This window comes from Lutibacter aestuarii (assembly GCF_042676885.1).
Classification (GTDB): Bacteria; Bacteroidota; Bacteroidia; order Flavobacteriales; family Flavobacteriaceae; genus Lutibacter; species Lutibacter aestuarii.
Genome location: NZ_JBHTIC010000002.1, coordinates 222,733 through 247,228 on the forward strand (window position 1 = coordinate 222,733; position 24,496 = coordinate 247,228).

Annotated in this window: 20 protein-coding genes; 13 read left to right on the plus strand and 7 right to left on the minus strand. The window is 30.6% G+C overall.

Features of this window, described 5'->3' with window-relative positions; translation table 11 throughout:
* Positions 1–66: 66 nt before the first annotated feature.
* The 3 genes from ACFQZW_RS00970 to ACFQZW_RS00980 are packed head-to-tail and all read left to right on the plus strand — an operon-like array spanning position 67 to position 5,531.
* Complete coding sequence (locus tag ACFQZW_RS00970) at positions 67–2,652, plus strand: T9SS type B sorting domain-containing protein (protein ID WP_386781310.1); 2,586 nt, start codon at positions 67–69, stop codon at positions 2,650–2,652.
* A 13-nt stretch (positions 2,653–2,665) separates the two neighbouring features.
* Positions 2,666–3,589, plus strand: a complete 924-nt coding sequence (locus ACFQZW_RS00975) for a PorP/SprF family type IX secretion system membrane protein (protein ID WP_298263776.1) — start codon at positions 2,666–2,668, stop codon at positions 3,587–3,589.
* A gap of 19 nt (positions 3,590–3,608) precedes the next feature.
* A complete protein-coding gene (locus ACFQZW_RS00980; protein ID WP_386781311.1) occupies positions 3,609–5,531 on the plus strand; it encodes an OmpA family protein in 1,923 nt (640 codons plus the stop codon).
* Between the two features lie 165 nt (positions 5,532–5,696).
* Here the strand turns inward: ACFQZW_RS00980 and ACFQZW_RS00985 are convergent, their stop codons facing one another.
* From ACFQZW_RS00985 to ACFQZW_RS01000, 4 genes are all read right to left on the minus strand, one after another.
* Complete coding sequence (locus ACFQZW_RS00985; protein WP_386781312.1) at positions 5,697–7,727, minus strand: M3 family metallopeptidase; 2,031 nt, start codon at positions 7,725–7,727, stop codon at positions 5,697–5,699.
* Positions 7,728–7,812: 85 nt separating this feature from the next.
* Positions 7,813–8,298 carry a 5-(carboxyamino)imidazole ribonucleotide mutase gene (purE, locus tag ACFQZW_RS00990; protein ID WP_298287131.1) on the minus strand — a complete coding sequence of 162 codons (486 nt, stop codon included), beginning with the start codon at positions 8,296–8,298 and terminating at the stop codon, positions 7,813–7,815.
* A gap of 7 nt (positions 8,299–8,305) precedes the next feature.
* Positions 8,306–9,451 (minus strand): 5-(carboxyamino)imidazole ribonucleotide synthase, encoded by a 1,146-nt coding sequence (locus ACFQZW_RS00995; RefSeq protein ID WP_386781313.1) that lies wholly within the window; start codon positions 9,449–9,451, stop codon positions 8,306–8,308.
* 55 nt (positions 9,452–9,506) lie between these two features.
* A complete protein-coding gene (locus tag ACFQZW_RS01000) occupies positions 9,507–9,923 on the minus strand; it encodes a hypothetical protein (RefSeq protein ID WP_386781314.1) in 417 nt (138 codons plus the stop codon).
* Positions 9,924–10,043: 120 nt separating this feature from the next.
* On the opposite strand from ACFQZW_RS01000, the gene greA reads away from it, so the two are divergent.
* Both greA and ACFQZW_RS01010 read left to right on the plus strand, forming a co-directional pair.
* A complete protein-coding gene (gene greA, locus ACFQZW_RS01005; protein WP_298263768.1) occupies positions 10,044–10,520 on the plus strand; it encodes a transcription elongation factor GreA in 477 nt (158 codons plus the stop codon).
* A gap of 81 nt (positions 10,521–10,601) precedes the next feature.
* Positions 10,602–10,991, plus strand: coding sequence for an HIT family protein (locus ACFQZW_RS01010; protein ID WP_298263767.1), 390 nt, complete (start codon positions 10,602–10,604; stop codon positions 10,989–10,991).
* Here ACFQZW_RS01010 and ACFQZW_RS01015 read toward each other — a convergent pair whose 3' ends face one another.
* Complete coding sequence (locus tag ACFQZW_RS01015; RefSeq protein WP_298263766.1) at positions 10,992–12,140, minus strand: sensor histidine kinase; 1,149 nt, start codon at positions 12,138–12,140, stop codon at positions 10,992–10,994.
* A 96-nt stretch (positions 12,141–12,236) separates the two neighbouring features.
* Between ACFQZW_RS01015 and ACFQZW_RS01020 the strand changes: the two genes are divergently transcribed.
* From ACFQZW_RS01020 to ACFQZW_RS01040, 5 genes are all read left to right on the plus strand, one after another.
* Entirely contained in the window at positions 12,237–13,097 is an 861-nt protein-coding gene (locus ACFQZW_RS01020) for a flavin reductase family protein (RefSeq protein WP_298263765.1), read from the plus strand.
* 9 nt (positions 13,098–13,106) lie between these two features.
* Complete coding sequence (locus tag ACFQZW_RS01025; RefSeq protein WP_298263764.1) at positions 13,107–13,481, plus strand: DUF3127 domain-containing protein; 375 nt, start codon at positions 13,107–13,109, stop codon at positions 13,479–13,481.
* Between the two features lie 83 nt (positions 13,482–13,564).
* Entirely contained in the window at positions 13,565–14,215 is a 651-nt protein-coding gene (gene aat / locus ACFQZW_RS01030; protein WP_386781315.1) for a leucyl/phenylalanyl-tRNA--protein transferase, read from the plus strand.
* A gap of 58 nt (positions 14,216–14,273) precedes the next feature.
* Entirely contained in the window at positions 14,274–14,600 is a 327-nt protein-coding gene (locus tag ACFQZW_RS01035) for a nucleotide pyrophosphohydrolase (RefSeq protein WP_298263760.1), read from the plus strand.
* Position 14,601: 1 nt separating this feature from the next.
* On the plus strand, positions 14,602–14,841 hold the full coding sequence (locus tag ACFQZW_RS01040; RefSeq protein ID WP_298263759.1) for a hypothetical protein: 240 nt from the start codon (positions 14,602–14,604) through the stop codon (positions 14,839–14,841).
* Positions 14,842–14,888: 47 nt separating this feature from the next.
* Here ACFQZW_RS01040 and ACFQZW_RS01045 read toward each other — a convergent pair whose 3' ends face one another.
* A complete protein-coding gene (locus ACFQZW_RS01045; protein WP_386781316.1) occupies positions 14,889–17,999 on the minus strand; it encodes a VPS10 domain-containing protein in 3,111 nt (1,036 codons plus the stop codon).
* Positions 18,000–18,081: 82 nt separating this feature from the next.
* Between ACFQZW_RS01045 and ACFQZW_RS01050 the strand changes: the two genes are divergently transcribed.
* The 3 genes from ACFQZW_RS01050 to rlmN all read left to right on the plus strand — a co-directional run bounded on the left by ACFQZW_RS01050 (position 18,082) and on the right by rlmN (position 21,604).
* Positions 18,082–19,296, plus strand: coding sequence for a 3-phosphoshikimate 1-carboxyvinyltransferase (locus ACFQZW_RS01050; RefSeq protein WP_386781317.1), 1,215 nt, complete (start codon positions 18,082–18,084; stop codon positions 19,294–19,296).
* 160 nt (positions 19,297–19,456) lie between these two features.
* A complete protein-coding gene (gene queA, locus ACFQZW_RS01055; RefSeq protein WP_298263755.1) occupies positions 19,457–20,506 on the plus strand; it encodes a tRNA preQ1(34) S-adenosylmethionine ribosyltransferase-isomerase QueA in 1,050 nt (349 codons plus the stop codon).
* Between the two features lie 54 nt (positions 20,507–20,560).
* On the plus strand, positions 20,561–21,604 hold the full coding sequence (gene rlmN / locus ACFQZW_RS01060; protein WP_298287310.1) for a 23S rRNA (adenine(2503)-C(2))-methyltransferase RlmN: 1,044 nt from the start codon (positions 20,561–20,563) through the stop codon (positions 21,602–21,604).
* A gap of 42 nt (positions 21,605–21,646) precedes the next feature.
* Here rlmN and infB read toward each other — a convergent pair whose 3' ends face one another.
* On the minus strand, positions 21,647–24,484 hold the full coding sequence (gene infB / locus ACFQZW_RS01065; RefSeq protein WP_298287147.1) for a translation initiation factor IF-2: 2,838 nt from the start codon (positions 24,482–24,484) through the stop codon (positions 21,647–21,649).
* Positions 24,485–24,496 lie beyond the last annotated feature (12 nt).

Sequence of the window (24,496 nt, forward strand, 5' to 3'; positions counted from 1 at the left end):
AAAAAGCTTTTTAAGTTGTAATTGTATATTAATTTATGCAGTATTTGAATTTAAAATAAAAAAATTATGAAAAAAATTACTTTTAAGCGTTTAACAATTATTTTGTTATTATTTTTTACAACAACCATAGGGTTTTCTCAAATCATTGCAGATTTTCCAGCTACCGAATCCACATTAGATTGTAGTATTGATGGTTGTAATGCAAATGATGTTGAATTTGGGAAAGTGTTTTTAGCCGATTCTTCTGGAAATCAATTAGCTACCTGTACAGCAGGTGACCCAATTGCTGGATATTATATTTGGGTAGAAGTAACTAAAACCAGTTCAAAACACGATTTATTTATGCAATTTAATTTGTATAAAGATAATGTTAAGATTGGTTTAGATGGTAATCCTACATTGTCACCAAATAAAATAAGTGTAGGTGATAATGGAGCTATTCAACTAGCAAATTATAGAATGTTTGAATTACCTTCCTATTTATGTGGTGAGGTATTAGAATTAAGAGATATTTATTTGTCATGGCAAACTCCAGGAAATGCATCTGGAGATCCTGGTTGTGCTACACAATCTAGTAAATGTTCAGGAGCTAACCTTGAAACTATAGTAGTTAACACGCCACTTTCGGTAGATTTCACTGTTAACGAAAATTGTGATGGAGGTGATTATGAAAAAGTTGTGTTTACAAATACATCAACAGGAGGTGATGGTACTTTAACCTATTTATGGGATTTTGATGGAGGAGTTTCTAATCTACCTCTTACAAATGAAGGACCTCATACTGTAGTATTTGCATCAGGAGGTTCAAAAAATATTAGTTTAACAGTAACTGATTCAGATAACGATGTTGCTGTAAAAAATACAGTAATAACAATTGAGAGTTGTTGTGTTGATCCTGTAATTACGAATCCAGGTCCACAAACAGCTTGTGATAGTTATAGCTTACCAGTAATAGCAGGTTCAAATTTAACAGGTAACCAGGCATATTATGATAAGAGTCAAGCCAATGGAGGTCAGGTAATAAATGGTCCAATCACAAGTACTCAAACCGTATGGATTTATGATGCAGATGGCTCTTGTAGTGATGAGGAAAGCTTCTTGGTTACTATTAACCTTTCTCCAGATGTAGATGAGTTGAATGATGTAACAGTATGTGACAGTTATACCTTACCAAATTTAACAGTAGGAAGTTACTATACAGGATCAGGTGGAACCGGCACAGCATTAAATGCAGGAGCTAGTATTACCAGTACCCAAACGATTTATATTTATGCAGCCACAGGCACAACTCCAAACTGTAGTGATGAGAGTAGTTTTGAGGTAACCGTAAATTATTCTCCATTAGTAAGTGCAGGATTTAATGCCGAATTAAACTGTAATACAGAAACTTTAGTGTTGAATGGTACTGCAAGTTCAAATAATCAAGAAGCTAGTTATAGTTATTTATGGACTACTTTAAATGGTGTAATTGATAATGGAGAAACAACTTTACACCCAACAATTAGTGCTTCTGGAACATATACTTTAACAGTATTTGTTGATGGAACAGAATGTTCTGCAAGTGATAGTGTAACTATTACTGAAGATTTTACGAAGCCTACAGCTGTGATTATCGCTTCAGATACAGAATTAACCTGCGATTTAACAACTATTACTTTGAATGCTATTACTTCAGTTGTTCAAGGTGAAGCAAGTTACTTGTGGAGTAAAGATAATCAATTGATGTCTGGTATTACAACACCAAGTATTGAAGTAACAGAACCAGGAGAATATTTAGTGGTAGTTACTGATAGTGATAACGGATGTTATGATGCTGAAAAAATAACAATCACTCAAAGTATAAATAATCCAATAATTAGTATTACAGGAAACGAGACTTTAACTTGTACCACAACAAGCGTTGTTTTAGATGCAAGTGGATCAACAGTTCAAGGAGATGCAAGTTACTTATGGAGTACAGGAGCAACGACTTCAAGTATAGAAGTAACAGCAGCAGGAGAATATACTGTAACAGTAACAGATTCAACAAATGGATGTTCATCAACAGAAACGGTAACGGTTAGTGAAGATAACACAACTGTTAACGAGGTTGTAAATATTTGTGATGACCTATTTGATGGTTTCGGTAACCCTGTTCAAACAGTTGATTTAAATGATTATTTAAGTTTAGCTTCTGATACAAGTGGAACTTGGGAGGCAATAGATATTCCTAATAGATTAAATGGAAGTTTATTGGATGTTGTTGAATTAGAAAATGGCGAATATAGATTTAATTTTACGTCATCAACAGGATGTGTATCACAATTAACTGTAGTTATTGATTGTGCGGTATTAGCGTGTGTTACACCAGATGAAATATCCAAAGTAGTAACCCCTAATAATGATGGTATAAACGATACATTTAATGTTGGTTTAGTTGGTGCTAGTAGCTGTAAATATATTGTTGAAATATTTAACCGCTGGGGTAAAATGGTATATGAATCTAAAGATTATAAAAACACTTGGGGAGGATATCATAATAATTCAGGATTGACAATAGGATCAAGTGCAAAATTACCAGCAGGAACCTATTACTACATTGTTAAAGTAATAGATTCTGGAGGGCAATCTTTAGAGCCAATAACAGGGTATATTTATTTAGGAACTCATTAAAAAAACAAAAACTATGAAGCGATTAATTATAATAGTAGTAATGTTAACATTGGGATTTGAATATTCGAATGCTCAACAATTACCACAGTTCACGCAATATATGTATAATACAATTTCTGTGAATCCTGCTTACGCAGGTAGTAGAGATGCTTTAAGTATTGTAGCACTAAATAGAAATCAATGGGCTGGTTTTGATGGAGGACCTCAAACACAAACATTATCTATTCATTCTCCTTTAAGAAATGAAAAAGTTGGTTTAGGACTATCATTAATTAATGATAAATCAGGATTTGAAAATTTTACATATGTTTATGCAGACTTTTCTTATACACTTCAAGCTAGCGATGAAGTAGATGTTAGTTTTGGATTAAAAGGAGGGTTAACATATTATAAGTTAGCAGAAGAATTGTATAATGATACTGAAGTTAATCAAGATCCTTATTTTGATGAAAGACTTAATAGATGGAATTCCAATTTTGGTGTTGGTATATTATTTCATTCAGATAAGTGGTATGCAGGTTTATCAATACCTAAACTGGTAAATCATGATTTACATAATGATACTGAATATGCAGCTTTAGAAACCGTTCATTATTATGCCATTGGAGGGTATGTATTTGATTTAAATGAAAATTTAAAACTAAAACCTTCTTTTATGACCAAATATACTAAAGGAGCTCCTTTATCTTTAGATTTAACAGCCAACTTTTTATTTAATGAAACATTTTGGCTGGGTGGTTCTTACAGGTTTAATGGAGAACAAAGAGCTTTTGGTGCTTTAGTAGATTTTCAAGTTTCTGATCAGTTTAGAGTTGGTTATACTTATGAAATTCCAACAGGAGAAATTAGACCTTATACTTCAGGGTCTCATGAGATTTTGTTAATGTATGAATTTAAATTCTTGAAAAACAAACAAAAATCTCCAAGATACTTTTAACCAAATAAAGATGAATACTATGAGAAATATAAGACTTTTATTTATTGCTTTTGCTTTGATTGGCATTACATCAATGTTTGGTCAAACTGCAAAACAAAAAAGAGCTGACAGACAATTCGATAATTTTTCTTTTGTGAAAGCTATTTCAACTTATGAAAAATTAATTGACACGAGTTTTAATGAACGATATGCTATGCAAAAATTAGCTGACGCATACATAATGTTGAGACAGCCTGAAAATGCCTTGCCTATTTATAAAGAGGTTGTTAAACAAGAAAATGTACCATCTGAATATTTTTTATATTATGCTCAAACTTTAAGAGCTACCGGAAATTATGAGGAATCTAAAAAATGGATGAAGATGTATAAAGAAGCCGGAAATGAAAATGATTCAAGAGTTAAAAGCTTTTTTAAGAATGAAGATTTAGCTAGTGCTATTTTTAATTCAAAAGAAAAAAATACCTTACATACAGTAGATTTTAATTCTAAGTTTAATGACTTTGGTGCTGTTGCTTTAAATGATAAAGTTGTTTTTACATCGTCTAGAGATGAAGGAGTTGCAATTAAAAGACTCTATGCCTGGGATAAACAACCATTATTAGATGTTTATCAAGCACCAACTGAAGGAGGTACTGAAGAATCTATTACAAAGTTTTCTGATGAAATAAATACCATTCAGCATGATGGTCCAGTAACTTTCAATGCAGATGGAACCAAAGCTTACTTTTCTAGAAATAATTACCACGAAAGTTCAAAAATTAGTGATAGTAAAGGGGTGATGCATGTGGGTATTTATTCAGCAGATTTAGTGGAGGGTAAATGGACAAACATTAAGCCAACAAATTTAAATAACCCAAACTATATAGTGTACCATCCATCTTTAAGTAATGATGGTAAAACATTATATTTTGCTTCTGATATGCCTGGAGGAGAAGGAGGAACGGATATTTATAAGAGTTCTATAAATGAAGATGGATCTTTAAGTGCACCAATAAATTTAGGGAATATTGTAAATACAGAAGGTAACGAATCGTTTCCGTTTATTTATGGAGAGGATGAAACATTATATTTTTCTTCAGATGGCCATGTAGGTTTTGGACTTTTAGATGTTTTTGTTTCTATTAAAAATGAAAATAATGAAATTGTTAATGTAATTAACTTAGGAGAGCCAATAAACAGTAAAAAAGACGATTTTGCTTATTTTTTATCGAAAGATGGATTTAAAGGATATATTTCTTCAAACAGAAAAGGAGGAATGGGAGGAGATGATGTTTATGCATTTACAAGAATTCCACCTCTAACCTTAAAAGGTCAAATTTTTGATGCCATAAATAGCGAGCCAGTTGCTGGAGCAAAAGTTGTTTTATCAAGAGAAAATGGCGAAGAATTAACGTATTTTATTACAGAAGAAGATGGAGCTTATGAACACTTAATTCCAAGGGATGAAAAATTTATTTTAAAAGGATCTAAAGAAAAATATCAAGATGCTATAAAAGAGTTTAGCTCATTTGGACTAGAAAAGAAAACTGAACTAATAGTTAATTTAAATATTCCAATGGCACCAATTGAAGATGTTGTTGTTTTAGCTGATTTAGAAACTATTTATTTTGATTTAGATAAGCACAATATTAGACCTGATGCAGCCGTTGAATTAGATAAGGTAGTAGCATTAATGAACAAATATCCAGGAATGGTAATTCGTTTAGAATCTCATACTGATAGTAGAGCTAATGATGATTATAATATGAGATTGTCTAATAGAAGAGCTAAATCTACTTATGATTATATAGTGTCTAAAGGAATTAATGCTGACAGAATAACTAAATATGAAGGATTTGGAGAAACTCAATTAGTAAATAAATGTTCTAATAATGTACCTTGTTCTGAACAAGAACACCAACTTAATAGAAGAACTGAATTTATTATTATAAAAATGAAATAAAGTAAATAGCAGTCGTAAACTAATGATTTTGAATATACTACCGTTGTGGGGACGACAATTTTCTCAAGTTATTATTTACGGCTGTTTACTTTTACAAATTTCAATAAAAAAAGAAGCAATGAATCTCATTGCTTCTTTTTTTATTTATACTCAAAAATTTTGATATTATTTTACTAATCCAGCTCTTTTTAATAAAGCTTCATTTGTGGGTTTTTTACCTCTAAATTTAAGGTACAATTCCATTGGTTTTTCAGTGCCTCCTTTTTCTAGAATATAGGTTTTAAATTTTAAAGAGGTTTTTTTATCAAATATGCCTTTTTTTCTAAATAAAGCAAAGGCATCAGCGTCTAAAACCTCAGCCCATTTATAAGAATAGTACCCAGAAGAATAGCCTCCTTGAAAAATATGTGAAAAAGAAGTGCTCATACAATTTTCTTCAACTTCCGGATATAGTTGAGTGTTTTTAAAAGCTAAAGATTCATAATTTTTGATATCAGTAATTTTTGAAGGATCTTTTGCATGCCATGCCATATCTAAAATTCCAAAACTCAATTGACGTAATGTTTGGATTCCTTCTAAAAAATTAGAAGATTTTTTTATTTTTTCAATAAAATCCATTGGAATAATTTCACCAGTTTCAAAATGTTTGGCAAATAGATTTAAGGCTTCTTTTTCATAACACCAGTTTTCAAATAATTGACTAGGAAGTTCAACAAAATCCCAATATACATTAGTTCCAGATAAACTTTTGTAGGTGGTGTTTGCTAACATTCCATGTAGGGCATGACCAAACTCGTGAAATAAGGTTGTAACTTCGTTAAAACTTAATAAAGAAGGTTTTTTTTCTGTTGGTTTTGTAAAGTTACATACAATTGAAATGTGTGGTCTAGAATTTTCGTTATTTTTAATCCATTGTCCTTTAAAAGACGTCATCCAGGCACCATTACGTTTCCCTTCTCTCGGAAAAAAATCGGCATATAAAATAGCAATATACTTGCCAGTAGTATCGGTAACTTTATATGTTTTAACATCCTTATGATAAATGTCAACAGAATTAATTTCTTCAAAAATTAAATCATATAATTTATTTGAAATTTCAAAAACACCATTAATTACATGCTCTAATTTAAAATAAGGTTTTAATTTTTCTTGATCAAGATCGAACAATTCTTGTTTTAATTTTTCAGAATAATAAGCGCTATCCCATTTTTGGATTTGTTCAATTCCATCTTTTTGTGCTAAATTTTTTAATTGTTGAAACTCTTTTTCAGCAGCTGGTTTAGCTTTAACAAGTAAATCATCTAAAAAATTAATTACTGTTTGTGGGTTTTCGGCCATTCGCTCTTCTAAAACAAAGTGTGCATGAGTTTTATAGCCTAATAAATTTGCCCTTTTATGGCGAAGTTTTGCAATATTTAAAACAATATCTTCATTGTTATATTTATTATTTTGGAAAGCTTTAGAACCAAAAGCAACAGCCATTTTTTTTCTTAATTCTCTATTTTTTGCATAGGTTAAAAAAGGAATATAGCTTGGGTAATCTAATGTAAAAATCCAGCCTTTTTTCTTTTTTTGTTTAGCTGTAAATTCTGCAGCCTCTAAAGCACTTTCAGGTAAACCTTTTAATTCTTCTTTGTTAGTAATATGAAGCTCAAATGCATTGGTTTCTGCAAGTACATTTTCACCAAATTTTAATTTTAGTTTAGAGAGTTCTGTATCAATTTTGCGTAGTTCAACTTTTTGTTTTTCATTTAGATTGGCTCCATTTCGAACAAAACTTTTGTAATTATTTGTTAGTAAAGTTTCTTGTTCTTTAGTTAAATTTAGTTCATTTTTAATGTCAAATATTAATTGAACTTTTTTAAAAAGTTGTTTATTTAACCTTACATCATTTGAAAATTCAGAAAGTAAAGGAGAAACTTCTTGTGCAATTTTTTGAATTTCATCAGTAGTTTCAGCAGAATTTAAGTTGAAAAAAATGCTTGAAACACGATCTAATACTTCACCACTAAAATCTAGAGCTTCTATAGTATTCTCAAATGTTGGAATCTCTTTGTTGTTTACAATTTTATCAATATCAGCTTTTGCAAGTTTAATGGCTTCAATAAAAGCAGGTTTAAAATGCTTGCTTTTAATTTTGGAAAAAGGAGCTGCACCGTATGGTGTATTAAAATTTTGTAATAAAGGATTACTCATATTATTATAGTAATAAAATTTAATTTTTTAAAATGAGTTTACAGATGATTGAACATCAAATAAAGTCTCTTTTGTTGGGTAGAAGTTATTTTTTAAGCTCGTCAGAAGCTTTTATAACCTTAACTTTTAACGCCTCTTTATATTCAATAATTTTATCTAAAACCTTGGTGTTGGAGCTTCCAATAATTTGAGCGGCTAAAATTCCAGCATTTTGAGCGCCATCAAGAGCAACAGTAGCTACAGGAACTCCACCAGGCATTTGAAGAATTGACAATACTGAGTCCCAACCATCTATAGAGTTTCTAGATTTCACGGGCACTCCAATAACAGGTAAAGGGCTCATAGAAGCAACCATTCCAGGTAAATGAGCTGCGCCACCAGCGCCAGCTATAATTACAGATATTCCACGTAAATGAGCGTTTTTTGCATACTCAAATAATTTTTCTGGTGTTCGATGAGCAGACACAATATCAACTTCAGTTTTTATATCAAAACTTTTTAAAATATCAATTGCTTGTTGCATAATTGGAAGGTCCGAATTGCTTCCCATAATTATTCCTACTTTACTCATAATTGTTTTATTTACTAATTACTCGAATGGTGTTTTTAACGTTTTCTGCTATTTTTCTCGCTTCAGATAAATCATTATTTACAATGGTTACATGTCCCATTTTTCTGAAAGGACGTGTTTGTTTTTTCCCATAAATATGAGGAGTAACACCATCCATCTTTAATATTTCTTCAATATTTTGATACACTACATTTCCCGAAAAACCTTCTTCTCCTACCAAATTTACCATAATTCCTGCAACTTTACTATCAGTATTACCTAAAGGAAGATTTAAAATGCTTCTTAAGTGTTGTTCAAATTGACTGGTGTAAGAAGCTTCAATACTGTAATGACCACTGTTATGAGTTCGAGGAGCGACTTCATTTACAATTATTTCATCATCTTTTGTTTGAAACATTTCAACGGCCAACAAACCAATATGCTCAAATGAGTTGGCTACCTTTAAGGCAATATTTCTAGCTTTTTGAGCCACATTTTCTGAAATTCTAGCAGGGCAAATTACATATTCAACTTGATTAGCTTCTGGATGAAATTCCATTTCAACTACAGGATATGTTTTAGTTTCACCATTTTTGTTTCTAGCCACAATAACTGCTAATTCATTTTTAAATGGAATTAAATCTTCAACAATACAATCGGTATTGGTTAATGAATTTAAATCGTTTTGATTTTTAACAATTTTAACGCCTGTTCCATCATAACCAAATTGAGCAGATTTCCATACAAAAGGGAAAGCTAAGGTTTCTTTTTTTAATTGATCTAATGATGTAAAACGTTTGTGTGGTGAAGTTGGAATGTTATTTTTAACAAAAAAATCTTTTTGTTTTCCTTTATGTTGAATAGTTTTTAAAACACTTGGCTGTGGATAAATTTCCAAACCTTCTTCTTCTAATTTTTGTAATGCTTCAATATTCACATGTTCAATTTCAATAGTAAGTAAATTTACTTTTTTACCAAAATTATAAACAGTATCAAAGTCCATTAAATCTCCTAGATGAAATTCGTTACAAATTTGTGCACAAGGAGCTTCATATGTTGCATCTAAAATACAGGTGTAAATATCAAATTTTTGAGTTTCGGTTAGTAACATTTTTCCTAATTGGCCACCACCTAAAACGCCTAACTTAAAATTGGATGAGAAATAATTTTTCACTTTTAAAACTTTCGCACAAAAATAACAATCTGATTTTAATTAGATTGCTTTAATATTAAAAATTAGTAATAATTAGGGTTTTACTGTTAATGGTATTTACTTTATATTCTCTAGCAAATTGAGTATTTCCTGAAGTTTGAGGCGTACCATCAATAATACTATATTCACTATTGTCGCAAGAACATTTCAATTTTAAGCTTCCATCAAATGTCATTGGTAAGGCACAATCATTATTTGGACAAGCTCTTTCAAATGCTTTGTATTTAGGTGTAAGTCCTGTATTTTGTATAATAATTCCTTTTAAACCACCATTAGCATATGCCCAACCACTTGGAGTTTGTAAATTAATATATTGCGGTAAATCTAAATTTATAGTCACATTTACATCAATGTTAGGTAAAATATCTTGAGTGTCATTTTTTTCACAAGAAAAAAAAAGAAAGCATACAAACAATAATAGTAAATTTTTCATAGTTATGGTATGAAGTTTATTGGTAAACGATTGCAAGTTACAAATATTTTGTACATTTGTATAAAGTCTCATGCTGGTTGCCAGTTTTGAGATTTTTGTATTTATATAAATTAATTAGTTATGAGTAAAATTTCGTATTACACCGAGGAAGGAATGAAAAAATTGAAGGACGAACTTGAACATTTAGAACGTGTTGAGCGTCCGAGAGTAAGTAATGATATAGCAGAAGCTAGAGATAAAGGTGATTTAAGTGAAAATGCTGAATACCATGCTGCTAAAGAAGAACAGTCTTTATTAGAACTTAAAATAGCAAAATTAAAAGAAGTTGTTGCCAGCGCTAGAGTGATAGATGAATCTAAATTAGATACTTCAAAAGTTTTGATACGTTCTACTGTAAAAATAAAAAATACAGTAAATAACATGGAATTTAAATATACCTTGGTAGCAGATTCTGAAACAAATATAAAAGAAGGGAAATTGTCTGTAAATTCACCTATAGGGAAAGGACTTCTTGGTAAAAAAGTAGGTGATTTAGCCGAAATACAAGTGCCAAGTGGCATTATGAAATTTGAAATTTTAGAAATTACTAGAGGGTAAAATTCTAATCATCTTTTATTGAAACCCCTTTTCAATTTTTTTATTGAAAGGGGTTTTATATTTTTGAATAAAAATACAATTATGAGTTCAATATTTACTAAAATTATAAATGGAGAAATACCATCTTATAAAATAGCTGAAAATGATGATTTTTATGCGTTTTTAGATATTAATCCTAATGCTAAAGGGCACACGTTAGTGGTACCAAAACAAGAGGTAAATAAGTTATTTGATTTAAATGAAGAATTATACAATGGCTTAATGAGTTATTCAAGAAAAATAGCAAAAGCTCTTGAAAAAACGATTGATTGTGAACGTATTGGTATGGCAGTTATTGGATTAGAAGTACCTCATGTACATGTACATTTAATTCCATTAAAAGAAATGGCTGATATTCAGTTTTCAAAAAAAGTAAAACTAAGTTCTAATGAATTTGAAGCCATAGCTAAAGCAATTTCAAATAATTTATAACTATTTGTTTAAGCTAATTAAAAAAGTAGTTCCTTTTTTAACTTCAGATTTTAAAACTACAATTTTGCCTTTGTGATAATCTTCAATAATTCTTTTAGCTAAAGATAAGCCTAAACCCCAACCGCGTTTTTTAGTAGTAAAACCAGGAGAAAAAATCTTTTTCTGTAAGTTTTTAGGAATCCCTTTGCCATTATCAGCTATTTTAATAAATACTTGTTTGTCATTTTCAGAAATTGAAAGCATTATTTTTCCTTTTCCTTCCATTGCATCTATGGCATTTTTTACAAGATTTTCAATAACCCAACTAAATAATTGCAGATTTAAGAAACAAAAAATTTCATAATGAACGCTTTTAAATTGAAATTCAACCTGTCTAGAACTTCTAGCTTCTAAATAATTGAATGCGTCTTGTGTTGCCTTTACAATGTTGTTTTGTTGAAGTACAGGAACTGAACCAATTTTAGAAAATCTTTCCGCTATAATATTTAATCGTTGCACGTCTTTTTCAATTTCTTGCACAGTGTTTTCATCAGTATTTTCCAATCTTAATAGTTCAATCCAGCCAAGTAAAGAAGATAAAGGTGTTCCAATTTGGTGAGCAGTTTCCTTAGCCATTCCAGTCCAAAGTTTATTTTGATCGGCAACTTTATTAGATTTAAAAAATAAGTAAATAACACTCGCAAATAAAAACAAAATAAGAATTAAAGCTACTGGGTAATACTTAAGTTTGGTTAATAAATCGGAATCTCTATAATAAATAAATTGCTGGGCGTTTCCTCTTTTATGGCTGACCATAATAGGTTCGTTTTGACCTTTCATTATGGAAAGTTGTTTTTTTAAATAGTTCTTTTTTTTGATTTTTAAAGTATCTAAATTGGACCAATCAGTAATGCTGTCTTTTTCATCAGTAATTATCATAGGAATATTACTATTAAAGCCAATAATATTAGTTTCTAAAGAAAAATCAGCATTTAAATCAAAAGTATTAAAGCGTTCGTATGCACCAGCTAAAATTTGCATTTTAGCTCTTTCTTCATTTTTAAATTTTTGAAAAAAGTCGTAAGTATTCCATAAAATAAGTGCTACAATAATAAAAGAAGCAACTATTACAGCCCAACGAACTATTTGTGTATTTTTATAGGAAGCCATTATTCAAATATAAAATATATGTAGCTATAACTTAAAAATAAAATCGATATTATTTTAAAATTGAAATATTTACATTTGTTAAAAAAGATTCATTCAATGTTAAGTATAAATCCACAAGAAATTACAATACCTAAATTACACGGATATTTATTAAGTGCGGTTGCACCTAGACCCATTGCTTTTGCAAGTACCGTTGATATTAATGGATTTCCAAATTTGTCACCATTTAGTTTTTTTAACGTGTTTAGTGCTAATCCGCCAATTTTAATTTTTTCGCCTGCTAGAAGGGTTAGAGATAATACCACAAAACATACCTTTGAAAATGTTAAAGTCACTAAAGAAGTTGTTATTAACGTAGTTAACTATAAAATGGTTCAACAAATGTCGTTGGCAAGTACAGAATATCCAAAAGGTGTAAATGAATTTGAAAAGGCAGGTTTTACCATGTTAGCATCTGAAAAAGTGAAACCTTTTAGGGTTGCTGAGTCACCCATTCAAATGGAATGTAAAGTAACTGAAGTTATAGAGTTAGGGAAAGAAGGAGGCGCAGGAAATTTAGTAATATGTGAAGTGGTAAAATTACATATACAAGAAGATTTAATAGATGCTCAAGGGAATATTAATCAACATAAGTTAGATTTAGTGGCTAGGGCAGGAGGTAGTTTTTATTCTCGAGCAAAAAATGGATTTTTTGAAATTCCTAAACCACTTTCATCATTAGGTATTGGGGTTGATACTATTCCAAAAGAAATAAGAACAAGTACCATACTTTCAGGAAATGATTTAGGGAAGTTAGGGAATATTTCTGCATTACCTTCAGCGGAAGATGTTAATAAGTTTGCAAAAGAACATCGTCAATTTGTTGGGATAAATACTTCAAAAAAACATACATTTGCCAAAGAATATTTAGAAAAAAACGATGTGCAAAGTGCTTGGAAGGTGCTTTTAATCAAATAATTAGTGAATATGGAAATAACTGGAAAAATTAAAAAAATTGATGAAACTAAAACTTATGGGGCTAGTGGTTTTAGAAAAAGAGAAATGGTGGTAACAACAAATGAGCAATATCCTCAAATGTTATTGATTGAATTTGTACAAGATAAATGTGATTTATTGAATAATTATGCTGTTGGACAAGATGTGAAAGTTTCAATAAACTTAAGAGGTAGAGAGTGGATAAATCCTCAAGGTGAAGCGGTTTACTTTAACTCTATACAAGGATGGAGAATTGAGGTAGCACAGGCTGAAGGTACTTCTGAAATTCCACCAATGGCGCCTGTTGATAACTTTGAAACTACTTCAAATATTGATGATAGTGAACCAGATGATTTACCGTTCTAAAAGGGAAATTTCAATGATATTTTAAAGAGAAAAGCTGATGTTTTTCTCTTTTTTGTTTCATTATATTTGTGAAAATTAATGACATGTTTTTACTATCTAAAGATTTAGTGTTTCCACCAGTACATTTAGCAAATGAAGATGGCATGTTAGCAATTGGAGGCGATTTATCTTCTGAAAGATTACTATTAGCGTATAAAAGTGGAATTTTCCCTTGGTTTAGTGATGGAGAGCCAATTGTTTGGTACAGTCCAAATCCAAGAATGGTTTTGTATCCAGAAAAGCTAAAAGTTTCAAAAAGTATGAAACAACTGATTAGAAAAAATAAATTTCAAATTACGTTCAATCAAAATTTTAAAGAAGTAATTACCAATTGTAAAATTATTGCCAGAAAGAATCAACCGGGTACTTGGATTACCAATGAAATGCAAGAAGCGTATATAAAACTACATCAAAAAGGGATAGCAAAATCTGTAGAAGTTTGGCAACAAAATGAAGAAGATGTCTCTAAAAAAGAGTTAGTAGGAGGTTTATATGGCATTGATTTGGGAACTATTTTTTGTGGAGAAAGTATGTTTAGTAAAGTAAGTAATACCTCAAAATTGGCTTTTATTTACTTAACTCAAAAATTAAAAAGCAAAAACTATAAATTAATTGATTGTCAGGTTTATAACTCTCATTTGGCAAGCTTGGGAGCTGAAGAAATAGAAAGAGATCAATTTTTAACTTATTTATAAAAGTGTAATATATACAGGAAGTTCATTACCTTTGAACTTGATATACATAATATTAAAAATGGAAATAAAAAACGCACAACTTATAGTAGATAATTGGATTAAAAAACACGGTGTTCGTTATTTTAATGAATTAACAAATATGGCTCAATTAACTGAAGAAGTAGGTGAAGTGGCTCGTATTATTGCGCGTAGGTATGGTGAACAAAGTGAAAAAGAAAGTGATAAAAATAAAGATTTAGGAGAAGAATTAGCCGATGTTGTTTTTGTGGTGTTGTGTTTGGCAAATCAAACAGGGATTGATTTACAAGCTGCTTTTGATAAAAAAATGAATATTAAAACTGAAAGAGATCACGACCGTCATCACAATAATCAAAAACTAAAATAAAATGAATCAATATAAAAATAAGTCATTTGTTAAATTGGCGATACGTTTTACAATTATCTTTTTCATTTTTGTTGCTATTATTGAAATGGTATTTACCATGATAAAAAATGGCAGTTTTACTGCGATGGCTCAACAGTATTTTTCAATAGAAACGGGGCTATATTATTTTAAACGAATTGCTGTAATGTCAACAATTTATGGACTTTTTATGGCTGGTTATTATAAGTTTATAAAAAAATAAGCAACTAAATTATTATTTAACTGCTTATTTTTGGTAAAAAACAATTATTATTCATCCAAATTGATAAGATTTATAGTGCTTTCTTTCACTTTTTTGTTTAATTTTTTAATATCATTATTAAATATTTCATAAATTTTAGAAAGTTCGCTATCAATTAATTTAGTCACTTCATTTTTAAATTCAATAGACTGGTCTGTAGGTCTAAAATTACCAATAGAACTCAACGAATTTAAATGAGCTAACTTGTTGTTTAACTTTATAGGAAAGTTTAACGGATCTTGACTGCTTTTGCTTTTGGTTTGATATAATTCATTTTCATGTTTGGTTAAATCTTCTACAATTTTATTAGCCAATTCAACTATTTCTTTATGGTTTTCTTTGTCAGAAATTGAGCTTTTTAACTGTTTTATTTGTGTTTTAACTTTTGAAATATTTTTTAATGTTTTATGAATTTCAGTTAATTTTTCTTGAATTTCAATAATAAAGTTAAATTGTGCAATTAGATCTTCATCTGAAGCTGAACTTCTAGGATCTTTCAATAAATTAAAGGTTTGTTCAGAAACCGTATTTCCATTATTGCTTAATTTTACTACATAAGTACCAGGTAAAGCTTTAGGACCACTTAATGATGCCCACCATAAAATCATTCCTTTTACTTTTTCAGCATCAGGGTATTTTAGATTCCAATTAAAACTATTTGCACCACTTTTAGCTTTTAATTCTTCTTCATTTTGGTTTTTATCTGGTTTTGTTGAATATGTTTTAATATGCTTTCCAGATTCTTCATAGAATGACAAACTTAAAGTATCTTCTTTTTGAAGGTTTTTTACATAATAATTAACAAGTACCCCTCCAGGATGATTTTGCCCAGCTGTTTTAGATTTTCTAGAACTTCCACTCATCCTATAACTATCCATTGGTTTGTATAAAAATAATTCTTGAGAAATGAGGTTTTCATTTAATTGGTGAAGAGGAGTTAAATCATCTATGATCCAAAATGATCTTCCTTGAGTTGCGGCAATTAAATTGTTGTTTTTTATGTTTAAATCGGTTATAGGTACAATTGGTAAGTTTAATTGAAACGGGCTCCAATTTTCTCCATCATCAAAGCTTATATACATTCCGTTTTCAGTCCCTGCATATAACAACCCTTTTCGGTTTGGGTCGCTTCTTAAAGCTCTTGTAAAATGCTCTGATGAAATACCGTTGGTAATTAATTTCCAAGTTTTTCCATAGTCTTCTGTTTTATAGATATAAGGTTTGTAGTCGCCTAATTTATAGCGTGTACCTACAATATAAGCACCTCCTGCTGTAAAAGGATCTACTTCAATACAATTAATCATCATCCATTCAGGCATTTTTTTAGGTGTAACATTAATCCAATTTTTACCACTGTTTTTAGTGATATGAACTAAACCATCATCAGAACCTGTCCAAATTAAGTCTTTTTCAAAAGGAGATTCTACTGCTGCAAAAATAGTTCCGTAATATTCAACGCCTGTATTGTCTTTTGTAATTGGTCCTCCAGAAACTCCTAGTGTTTTAGGGTCATTTCTAGTTAAATCAGGGCTAATAACTTCAAAACTTTGTCCTTCATTATACGTTATATGTACATGGTTTGAAGTTGTATACATCTTTTTTGAATTGTGTGGAGAAAAGAAAATAGGATAGTTCCATTGGAAACGATATTTCATGTCTTCAGCCCCATGTCCCATTGGATCATCAGGCCAAACATTAATAACTCTAGTTTCATTTGTTTTGTGATTAACTCTAGTTAAAAGTCCCCCATAACTTCCTCCATAAACAATGTCATTATTTAAAGGATCAACTGCAATATGAGCACTTTCGCCTCCAGCAGTACTTTCCCAATCACTTTCTCCAATGGTTCCACCGTCAGTTCTATGTAAAATTCTTACGGTTGAATTATCTTGTTGCGCACCATAAATTCTATACGGAAAATGATTGTCTGTAACTACACGGTAAAATTGAGATGTAGGTTGATTGTGGTAGGTGCTCCAGTTTTCACCAGCATCAAAACTTACTTGTGCGCCTCCATCATCAGCAATAATCATACGTTGATTATTCTCTGGAGAAATCCATAAATCGTGATGATCTACGTGTGGAGCATTAAAAGTTTTAAAAGTTTTTCCACCATCTTTAGATTGATGGTATTGAACATTTAATACATATACTGTATTCTGGTCCTGTGTGTCTGCATAAATACGTGTGTAGTACCAAGCTCGCTGGCGTAATTTACGCTCACTATTGATAAGTTTCCAAGTTTTTCCAGCATCAAAAGATTTGTAAATTCCACCATCTTTATTTTCAATTAAAGCCCAAATAATATCTGAGTTTATAGGAGATACGGCCAAACCACTTATCCCCCAAATTCCTTTGGGTAGTCCTTCATTTTCAGAAATATTACTCCAACTTTCACCTTCATCGGTACTTTTCCAAATTGCTGAGCCTTCTCCACCGCTTGATAAACTATAAGGAGTTCTCCTAACATTCCAAGTTGAAGCATATAAAATTCGAGGATTGTTAGGGTCAAAAATTAAATCTACAGCTCCAGCATTTTCATTTGAAAATAATACTTTTTTCCAGTTTTTACCTCCATCAATCGATTTGTAAACACCTCTTTCTTGGGTAGGCTTATATAAATCACCTAAAACTGCTGCAAAAACAATATCTGGATTTTTAGGATGAATTTTAACTCGAGGGATGTGTCTAGAATTTTTTAATCCAATATGTTCCCAAGTTTTTCCCGCATTTACAGATTTCCACATACCATCACCAGAAGAAACATTGCCGCGTACAGTAACTTCTCCATTACCTACATAAATTACGTTATTATCAGATTCACTCACAGCAATTGAACCAACAGATCCTCCAAAAAAGCCATCAGAAATATTACTCCAAGTATTTCCTGCATCAGTTGTTTTCCAAACGCCACCTCCAGTAGCTCCAAAATAATAGAGATTAGCTTTATTAGCTACTCCAGTAACCGCTGCACTTCTACCGCCTCTAAAAGGACCAATATTACGCCATTCAATAGATTTGTAAAATTCTTCATTAAATTTGCGTACTAGTTTTTGAGCAGTAACTTTGTGGGCTGAAATTAAAAAGAAACAGCTTATAAGTAGTAAATATTTTTTCATAATGTTTGGTTAAATTGTTTGATAATTAACGAAATATAAATCTATAAAAAATATTTTATTAAAAGCGATTAATAGAAAATAGATGGAATTGTTAAAAATTGATAAAATAAATAGAGTTGTAAAAGGTAGTATTAAAATTACAGGTTCAAAAAGTGAATCTAATAGATTATTAGTTTTACAGCAATTTTATCCTAATTTAAGAATTGAAAACCTATCAAATTCTGATGATTCAAAACTAATGTTACAAGCACTAACGAGTAACTCAAAAGAAATTAACATTGGACATGCGGGAACAGCTATGCGTTTTTTAACTTCGTATTTTTCAGTTAAAGAAAACTCTGAAATTGTTTTAACGGGTTCGCATAGAATGAAAAATAGACCTATTGAAATTTTAGTTGATGCGTTAACTACTTTAGGAGCTAACATTAAATTTATAGAAAAAGAAGGGTTTCCTCCATTAAAAATTTTAGGAAATAAACTAACAAATAATTTTATTGAAATTGACGGAAATGTAAGTAGTCAGTATATTTCATCGTTATTATTAATTGCCCCAACTTTAAAAAATGGATTGCGATTAAAGTTTAAAGGAAACATTACTTCGGTTCCTTATATAAAAATGACCTTGCAGTTGTTGTCTGAAATAGGAGTTAAATATACTTGGATAGATGATCAAATAGTTGTAGAACCAAAAACAGAAATTGATGGTCAAACAATTACGGTTGAATCTGATTGGAGCTCAGCTTCGTATTATTATAGTTTGTGTGCTTTAAGTCCAAATTCAGAAATTGAAATATCATCATTTAAAAAAGAAAGTCTTCAAGGCGATGCAATATTAACTGATATTTATAAAAATTTAGGCGTGGAAACCACTTTTAAAAACACTTCATTAATTCTAAAAAATAATGGAGAAATTAATAAAGATTATTTTAAAAATCTTGATTTAAAAAATGCTCCAGATATAGCTCAAACTATTTCAGTTACTTGTTTTGGTATAGGTATTGAATGTTTTTTAACAGGTTTACATACCCTTAAAATAAAAGAAACTGATAGGTTGGTGGCGTTAAAAAATGAACTTGAAAAGTTAGGAGGACATGTTGAAATAACCAACCAAACACTTCATTTAAAAAAGTCACTAAAAATAAAGAGAGATATCTCGATAAAAACTTACGATGACCATAGAATGGCGATGGCTTTTGCTCCGTTAGCTTTAAGGGTTCCAATTTCAATTGAAGATCCAAATGTTGTTTCAAAATCGTATCCAACTTTTTGGGATGATTTTAAAAAAATAACACTTTAAAATTCTCAAAAACAAAGTTTTATTGCAATTCACTTGACAACGCCTATGTCGATGTTGTATATTTGCGCTCATTCAAGAAAAAATACCTAAGAAAAGTTGCTAAAAAGTACAATTTTAAACAACATTTCTTTGTATTAAATATAAACAACAATAAAGACACATGAAATTATCACATTTTAAATTCGATTTACCTGAAGATTTATTAGCAGAATACCCAGCAGAACATAGAGATGAAGCTCGTTTAATGGTTTTAAATAGAAAAACACAAACTATTGAACATAAAATGTTTAAAGACCTGATAGAATATTTTGATGAAGGTGATTTAATGGTGTTAAACAATACTAAAGTTTTTCCAGCTCGTATGTATGGTGAAAAAGAAAAAACTGGTGCACGTATCGAAGTTTTTTTATTAAGAGAGTTAAATGCAGAAAGCAGACTTTGGGATGTACTTGTTGATCCAGCTCGAAAAATTAGAATTGGAAACAAATTATTTTTTGGTGATGACGAAAGTTTAGTAGCAGAAGTTATTGATAATACAACATCAAGAGGAAGAACATTACGTTTTTTATATGATGGTTCTTATGAAGAATTTAGAAAAAAATTAGATGAACTAGGTGAAACTCCGCTTCCAAAATACATTAAAAGAGCTGTAGAACCTAGTGATGAAGAGCGTTACCAAACCATTTATGCAAAACATGAAGGAGCGGTTGCTGCTCCAACAGCTGGATTGCATTTTTCAAAACACTTAATGAAACGTTTAGAAATTAAAGGAGTTGATTTTGCAGAAGTAACGTTACATGTAGGTTTAGGAACTTTTAGTCCTGTTGAGGTAGAGGATTTATCTAAACATAAAATGGATTCAGAGCAATCATTGGTTCCAGAAAATACTGCAGAAATTGTAAATAATGCAATTGATAATAAAAAAAGAGTTTGTGCTGTTGGAACTACTGTAATGAGAGCATTAGAAAGTTCAGTTTCTTCAGATAAACATTTAAATGCGTTTAATGGTTGGACTAATAAATTTATTTTTCCTCCTTATGATTTTAGTATTGCAAACTGTATGATTACTAATTTTCACACCCCTAAATCAACACTTATGATGATGGTTGCAGCTTTTGCAGGGTACGATTTTTTAATGGAAGCTTATAAAGAAGCTGTTAAAGAAAAATACAAATTTTACTCATACGGAGATGCGATGTTAATCATCTAATATTTAAAATATGATTCCCGCGAGAGCGGGTTTCTTTTTTATAAACTTGAAGTAATAATGATTGAAAAAAAAGACATACGAGCTTTAACCAAAGAACAATTAAGAGATTTTTTTGTTGAACATGGTGATAAAGCTTTTAGAGGGAATCAGGTTTATGAATGGTTGTGGAGTAAAAGTGCACATTCTTTTGAAGATATGACAAATATTTCAAAAGAAACACGTCAAATGTTAGAAAATAATTTTGTAATCAACCATATAAAAGTAGATCAAATGCAGCGAAGTTCTGATGGAACTGTTAAAAATGCGGTGCGTTTACATGATGGTTTAATAGTAGAATCTGTATTAATTCCTACAGAAAATAGAACCACAGCTTGTGTTTCTAGTCAGGTTGGATGCAGTTTAGATTGCAATTTTTGCGCAACCGCTCGTTTAAAGAAAATGAGAAACTTAAACGCAGATGAAATTTTTGATCAAGTTTCTGCAATAAATCAAGAAAGTTTATTGTACCACAACCATAAACTCTCTAACATTGTTTTTATGGGAATGGGAGAACCTTTAATGAACTATAATAATGTACTAAAGGCTATTGAAAAGATTACTTCAGAAGAAGGATTGGGTATGTCACCAAAACGCATTACAGTTTCAACTTCAGGAATTCCTAAAATGATAAAAAAATTAGCAGATGATGAAGTGAAATTTAATTTGGCTGTTTCATTGCATTCAGCAATTGATGAGGTACGTTCTAAAATTATGCCTTTTAGTAAAGCTTTTCCTTTAAATGATTTAAAAGAATCGTTAGCATATTGGTATGCTAAAACTGGAAGTAGAGTAACTTATGAATATGTGGTTTGGAATGGAATTAACGATACTAAAGAAGCAATTAACGCTTTAGTAAAGTTTTGTAAATATGTGCCTTGTAAAGTAAATTTAATAGAATACAATCCTATAGATGATGGAGATTTTCAACAGGCAAACCCTCAAGCAATAACCGATTATATTAGCATTTTAGAAATGAATGATATTATTGTAAATGTTAGGCGAAGTAGAGGAAAAGATATTGATGCCGCTTGTGGACAATTAGCAAATAAAAAAAGCTAGATAATTTTATCTAGCTTTTTTATTTATGTTATAAAGAAATAATTAATTTCTTTTAAGTTTCTTTTTAACTTCAACTTCTTGGTAAGCTTCAATAACATCACCAATTTCTATATTGTTAAAGTTTTTAATTTGAAGTCCACAATCGTATCCTTTAGCAACTTCTTTTACATCATCTTTAAATCGTTTTAAAGAGGTTAATTCACCAGAATGGATAACTACACTATCTCTGATAACTCTAATTTTAGAATTTCTATAAATTTTTCCACTAGTAACCATACAACCAGCAATATTACCTACTTTCGAAATTTTATAAACTTCTCTAATTTCAACATTTCCAGTAACTTCTTCTTTAATTTCTGCTGATAACATACCTTCCATTGCATCACGTAAATCGTTAATAGCATCATAGATAATTGAATAAGTTCTAACATCAATTTCTTCATTTTCAGCTAAAACTCTTGCGTTTCCTGATGGTCTAACATTAAATCCAACAATAATTGCATCAGAGGCAGAAGCTAATAATACATCAGATTCTGTAATGGCACCAACACCTTTATGGATAATGTTGACTTGAATTTCGTTGGTAGATAGTTTTTGGAAAGAATCTGTTAATGCTTCTACAGAACCATCCACATCACCTTTTAAAATAATATTTAATTCTTTAAAGTCACCAAGTGCAATTCTTCGTCCTATTTCATCTAAAGTAATATGACGTTGAGTTCTTACCGATTGTTCACGTTGTAATTGAGAACGTTTAGCAGCAATTTGTTTTGCTTCTTTTTCATCTTCAAATACATTAAACTTATCTCCTGCTTGCGGCGCGCCATCCAATCCTAATATAGATACTGGAGTTGAAGGACCTGCTTCTTTCATGTTGTTTGCACGTTCATCAAACATAGCTTTTACTTTACCACTATGTTTCCCAGCCAAGATATAATCTCCAATTTTTAATGTTCCTTCTTGAACTAAAATGGTAGAAACATATCCACGACCTTTATCTAATAAGGCTTCAACTACGGTTCCAACTGCATTTTTATTTGGGTTAGCTTTTAAATCTAACATTTCAGCTTCTAACAACACTTTCTCAAGTAAATCATCAACACCTTCACCTGTTTTAGCTGAAATATTTTGTGATTGTATTTTTCCACCCCAATCTTCAACAAGTAAATTCATTGCTGAAAGTTGTTCTTTAATTTTATCAGGGTTAGAGTTTGGCTTATCAATTTTGTTAATTGCAAAAACGATAGGAACACCAGCTGCTTGGGCATGACTGATTGCTTCTTTAGTTTGCGGCATAACATCATCATCAGCGGCAATAACAATAATCACTAAATCGGTTACTTGCGCTCCACGAGCACGCATAGCTGTAAAGGCTTCGTGACCAGGTGTATCTAAAAACGCAATTTTTTGACCGTTTTTTAATTGAACTCCATAAGCACCAATATGCTGGGTAATTCCACCAGATTCACCTGCAATTACATTTTCTTCACGAATATAATCCAATAAAGATGTTTTACCGTGATCCACGTGTCCCATTACTGTAATAATTGGAGCTCTTGGTTCTAATTCATCTTCTGTATCTATATGTTCCTCAATTGCTTCTTCAACTTCAGCTCCAACAAAATCTACGGTATAACCAAACTCTTCAGCAACAATTGTTAATGTTTCAGCATCTAAACGCTGATTCATAGTAACCATCATTCCTAACGTCATACAGGTTGAAATAATGTTGGTTACAGGAATATCCATCATAGTTGCAATTTCACTTACAGTTACAAATTCTGTAACTTTAAGTATTTTGCTTTCTGCTGCTTGTATTTCCTGATCAATTTCAGTTTGTTGACGATGTAGATCTCTTTTATCTCTTCTATATTTTGCTCCTTTACCTTTTTTAGATTTACCCTGTAATTTTTCTAAGGTTTCACGTACTTGTTTTTGTACTTCAGCTTCTGAAGGTTCTTCTTTAATAATAGGTTTTCTAGTTCCTCTTTGTTGAGCTCCTCTTTGTTGTTGAGTTCCTCTATTGTTAGAAGTTCCAGATTTTCTATCGTTAGGAGATGTAGGAGATTTTTTTATTCTTCTACGTTTCTTTTTATTAGCATCAGCAGTTGATTCTTTTTTTGCCGCTGTAGGCTCAGCTTTTTTCTTTTTAGGTCTTTCAAATTGTTTTAAATCAATTGTTTTACCTGTAATTTTAGGACCTGATAATTTTTTGTATTGTGTTTCTATAGTTTGAGGAGTTGTTGTTTCAGGTTCTTGCTCCTCTGTTTTTTTATGTTTTTCTTCTTTTTTAACTACTGGTTTTTCCTTTTTTTGAGAAATAACAGGTTCATTCTTTTTTGGTTTTTCTATAGCTGCTTCAACTTCTTTTACCTTTTCTGGTTGTTTTTTCTCTTCAATTGGTTTTTCTTCTACCTTTTTTATTTCTTTAGGCTCTTCTTTTTTAACCTCTTTAACCTCAACCTCAGGAGTTGGTTCTATTTTTTCTTCAGCAGCTTTAGGAGTTTCAACTTCTTCTTTTTTTGGTTCAATTTCAATTTTACCAACAGTTTTAACTTCTAGTTTTTCAGCTTTAGCTTTGACAACAACTTTTTTAGCTTCTTCTTCAAGACGCTGTTTTTCTAACTTTTCTTCAAGAGCAATTCTGAGCGCTTCTTTTTCTTTGCGCTTTTCTTCGCTTACTTCTTTAGATGCCGCTTTTTTACTTCTATCAGTTTGAAAACCATCCAATAGTATTTCATATTCTTCACCAGATATTTTTGTTGTTGGTCTAGCTTCAATCTCAAACCCGTGATTTGCTAAGTGCTCAACAGCTCTATCTAACGAAATGTTTAATTCTCGTAATACTTTGTTTAGTCTCAATGTTTTGTTGTCAGCCATATAATTTATTTT

Excerpts from the sequence above, each read along its gene's own strand:
- ACFQZW_RS00970 (WP_386781310.1), top strand. The coding sequence starts at position 67 with ATGAAAAAAATTACTTTTAAGCGTTTAACAATTATTTTGTTATTATTT.
- ACFQZW_RS00975 (WP_298263776.1), top strand. The coding sequence starts at position 2,666 with ATGAAGCGATTAATTATAATAGTAGTAATGTTAACATTGGGATTTGAA.
- ACFQZW_RS00980 (WP_386781311.1), top strand. The coding sequence starts at position 3,609 with ATGAGAAATATAAGACTTTTATTTATTGCTTTTGCTTTGATTGGCATT.
- ACFQZW_RS00985 (WP_386781312.1), bottom strand. The coding sequence starts at position 7,727 with ATGAGTAATCCTTTATTACAAAATTTTAATACACCATACGGTGCAGCT.
- purE (WP_298287131.1), bottom strand. The coding sequence starts at position 8,298 with ATGAGTAAAGTAGGAATAATTATGGGAAGCAATTCGGACCTTCCAATT.
- ACFQZW_RS01000 (WP_386781314.1), bottom strand. The coding sequence starts at position 9,923 with ATGAAAAATTTACTATTATTGTTTGTATGCTTTCTTTTTTTTTCTTGT.
- greA (WP_298263768.1), top strand. The coding sequence starts at position 10,044 with ATGAGTAAAATTTCGTATTACACCGAGGAAGGAATGAAAAAATTGAAG.
- ACFQZW_RS01010 (WP_298263767.1), top strand. The coding sequence starts at position 10,602 with ATGAGTTCAATATTTACTAAAATTATAAATGGAGAAATACCATCTTAT.
- ACFQZW_RS01015 (WP_298263766.1), bottom strand. The coding sequence starts at position 12,140 with ATGGCTTCCTATAAAAATACACAAATAGTTCGTTGGGCTGTAATAGTT.
- ACFQZW_RS01020 (WP_298263765.1), top strand. The coding sequence starts at position 12,237 with ATGTTAAGTATAAATCCACAAGAAATTACAATACCTAAATTACACGGA.
- ACFQZW_RS01025 (WP_298263764.1), top strand. The coding sequence starts at position 13,107 with ATGGAAATAACTGGAAAAATTAAAAAAATTGATGAAACTAAAACTTAT.
- aat (WP_386781315.1), top strand. The coding sequence starts at position 13,565 with ATGTTTTTACTATCTAAAGATTTAGTGTTTCCACCAGTACATTTAGCA.
- ACFQZW_RS01035 (WP_298263760.1), top strand. The coding sequence starts at position 14,274 with ATGGAAATAAAAAACGCACAACTTATAGTAGATAATTGGATTAAAAAA.
- ACFQZW_RS01040 (WP_298263759.1), top strand. The coding sequence starts at position 14,602 with ATGAATCAATATAAAAATAAGTCATTTGTTAAATTGGCGATACGTTTT.
- ACFQZW_RS01045 (WP_386781316.1), bottom strand. The coding sequence starts at position 17,999 with ATGAAAAAATATTTACTACTTATAAGCTGTTTCTTTTTAATTTCAGCC.
- ACFQZW_RS01050 (WP_386781317.1), top strand. The coding sequence starts at position 18,082 with ATGGAATTGTTAAAAATTGATAAAATAAATAGAGTTGTAAAAGGTAGT.
- queA (WP_298263755.1), top strand. The coding sequence starts at position 19,457 with ATGAAATTATCACATTTTAAATTCGATTTACCTGAAGATTTATTAGCA.
- infB (WP_298287147.1), bottom strand. The coding sequence starts at position 24,484 with ATGGCTGACAACAAAACATTGAGACTAAACAAAGTATTACGAGAATTA.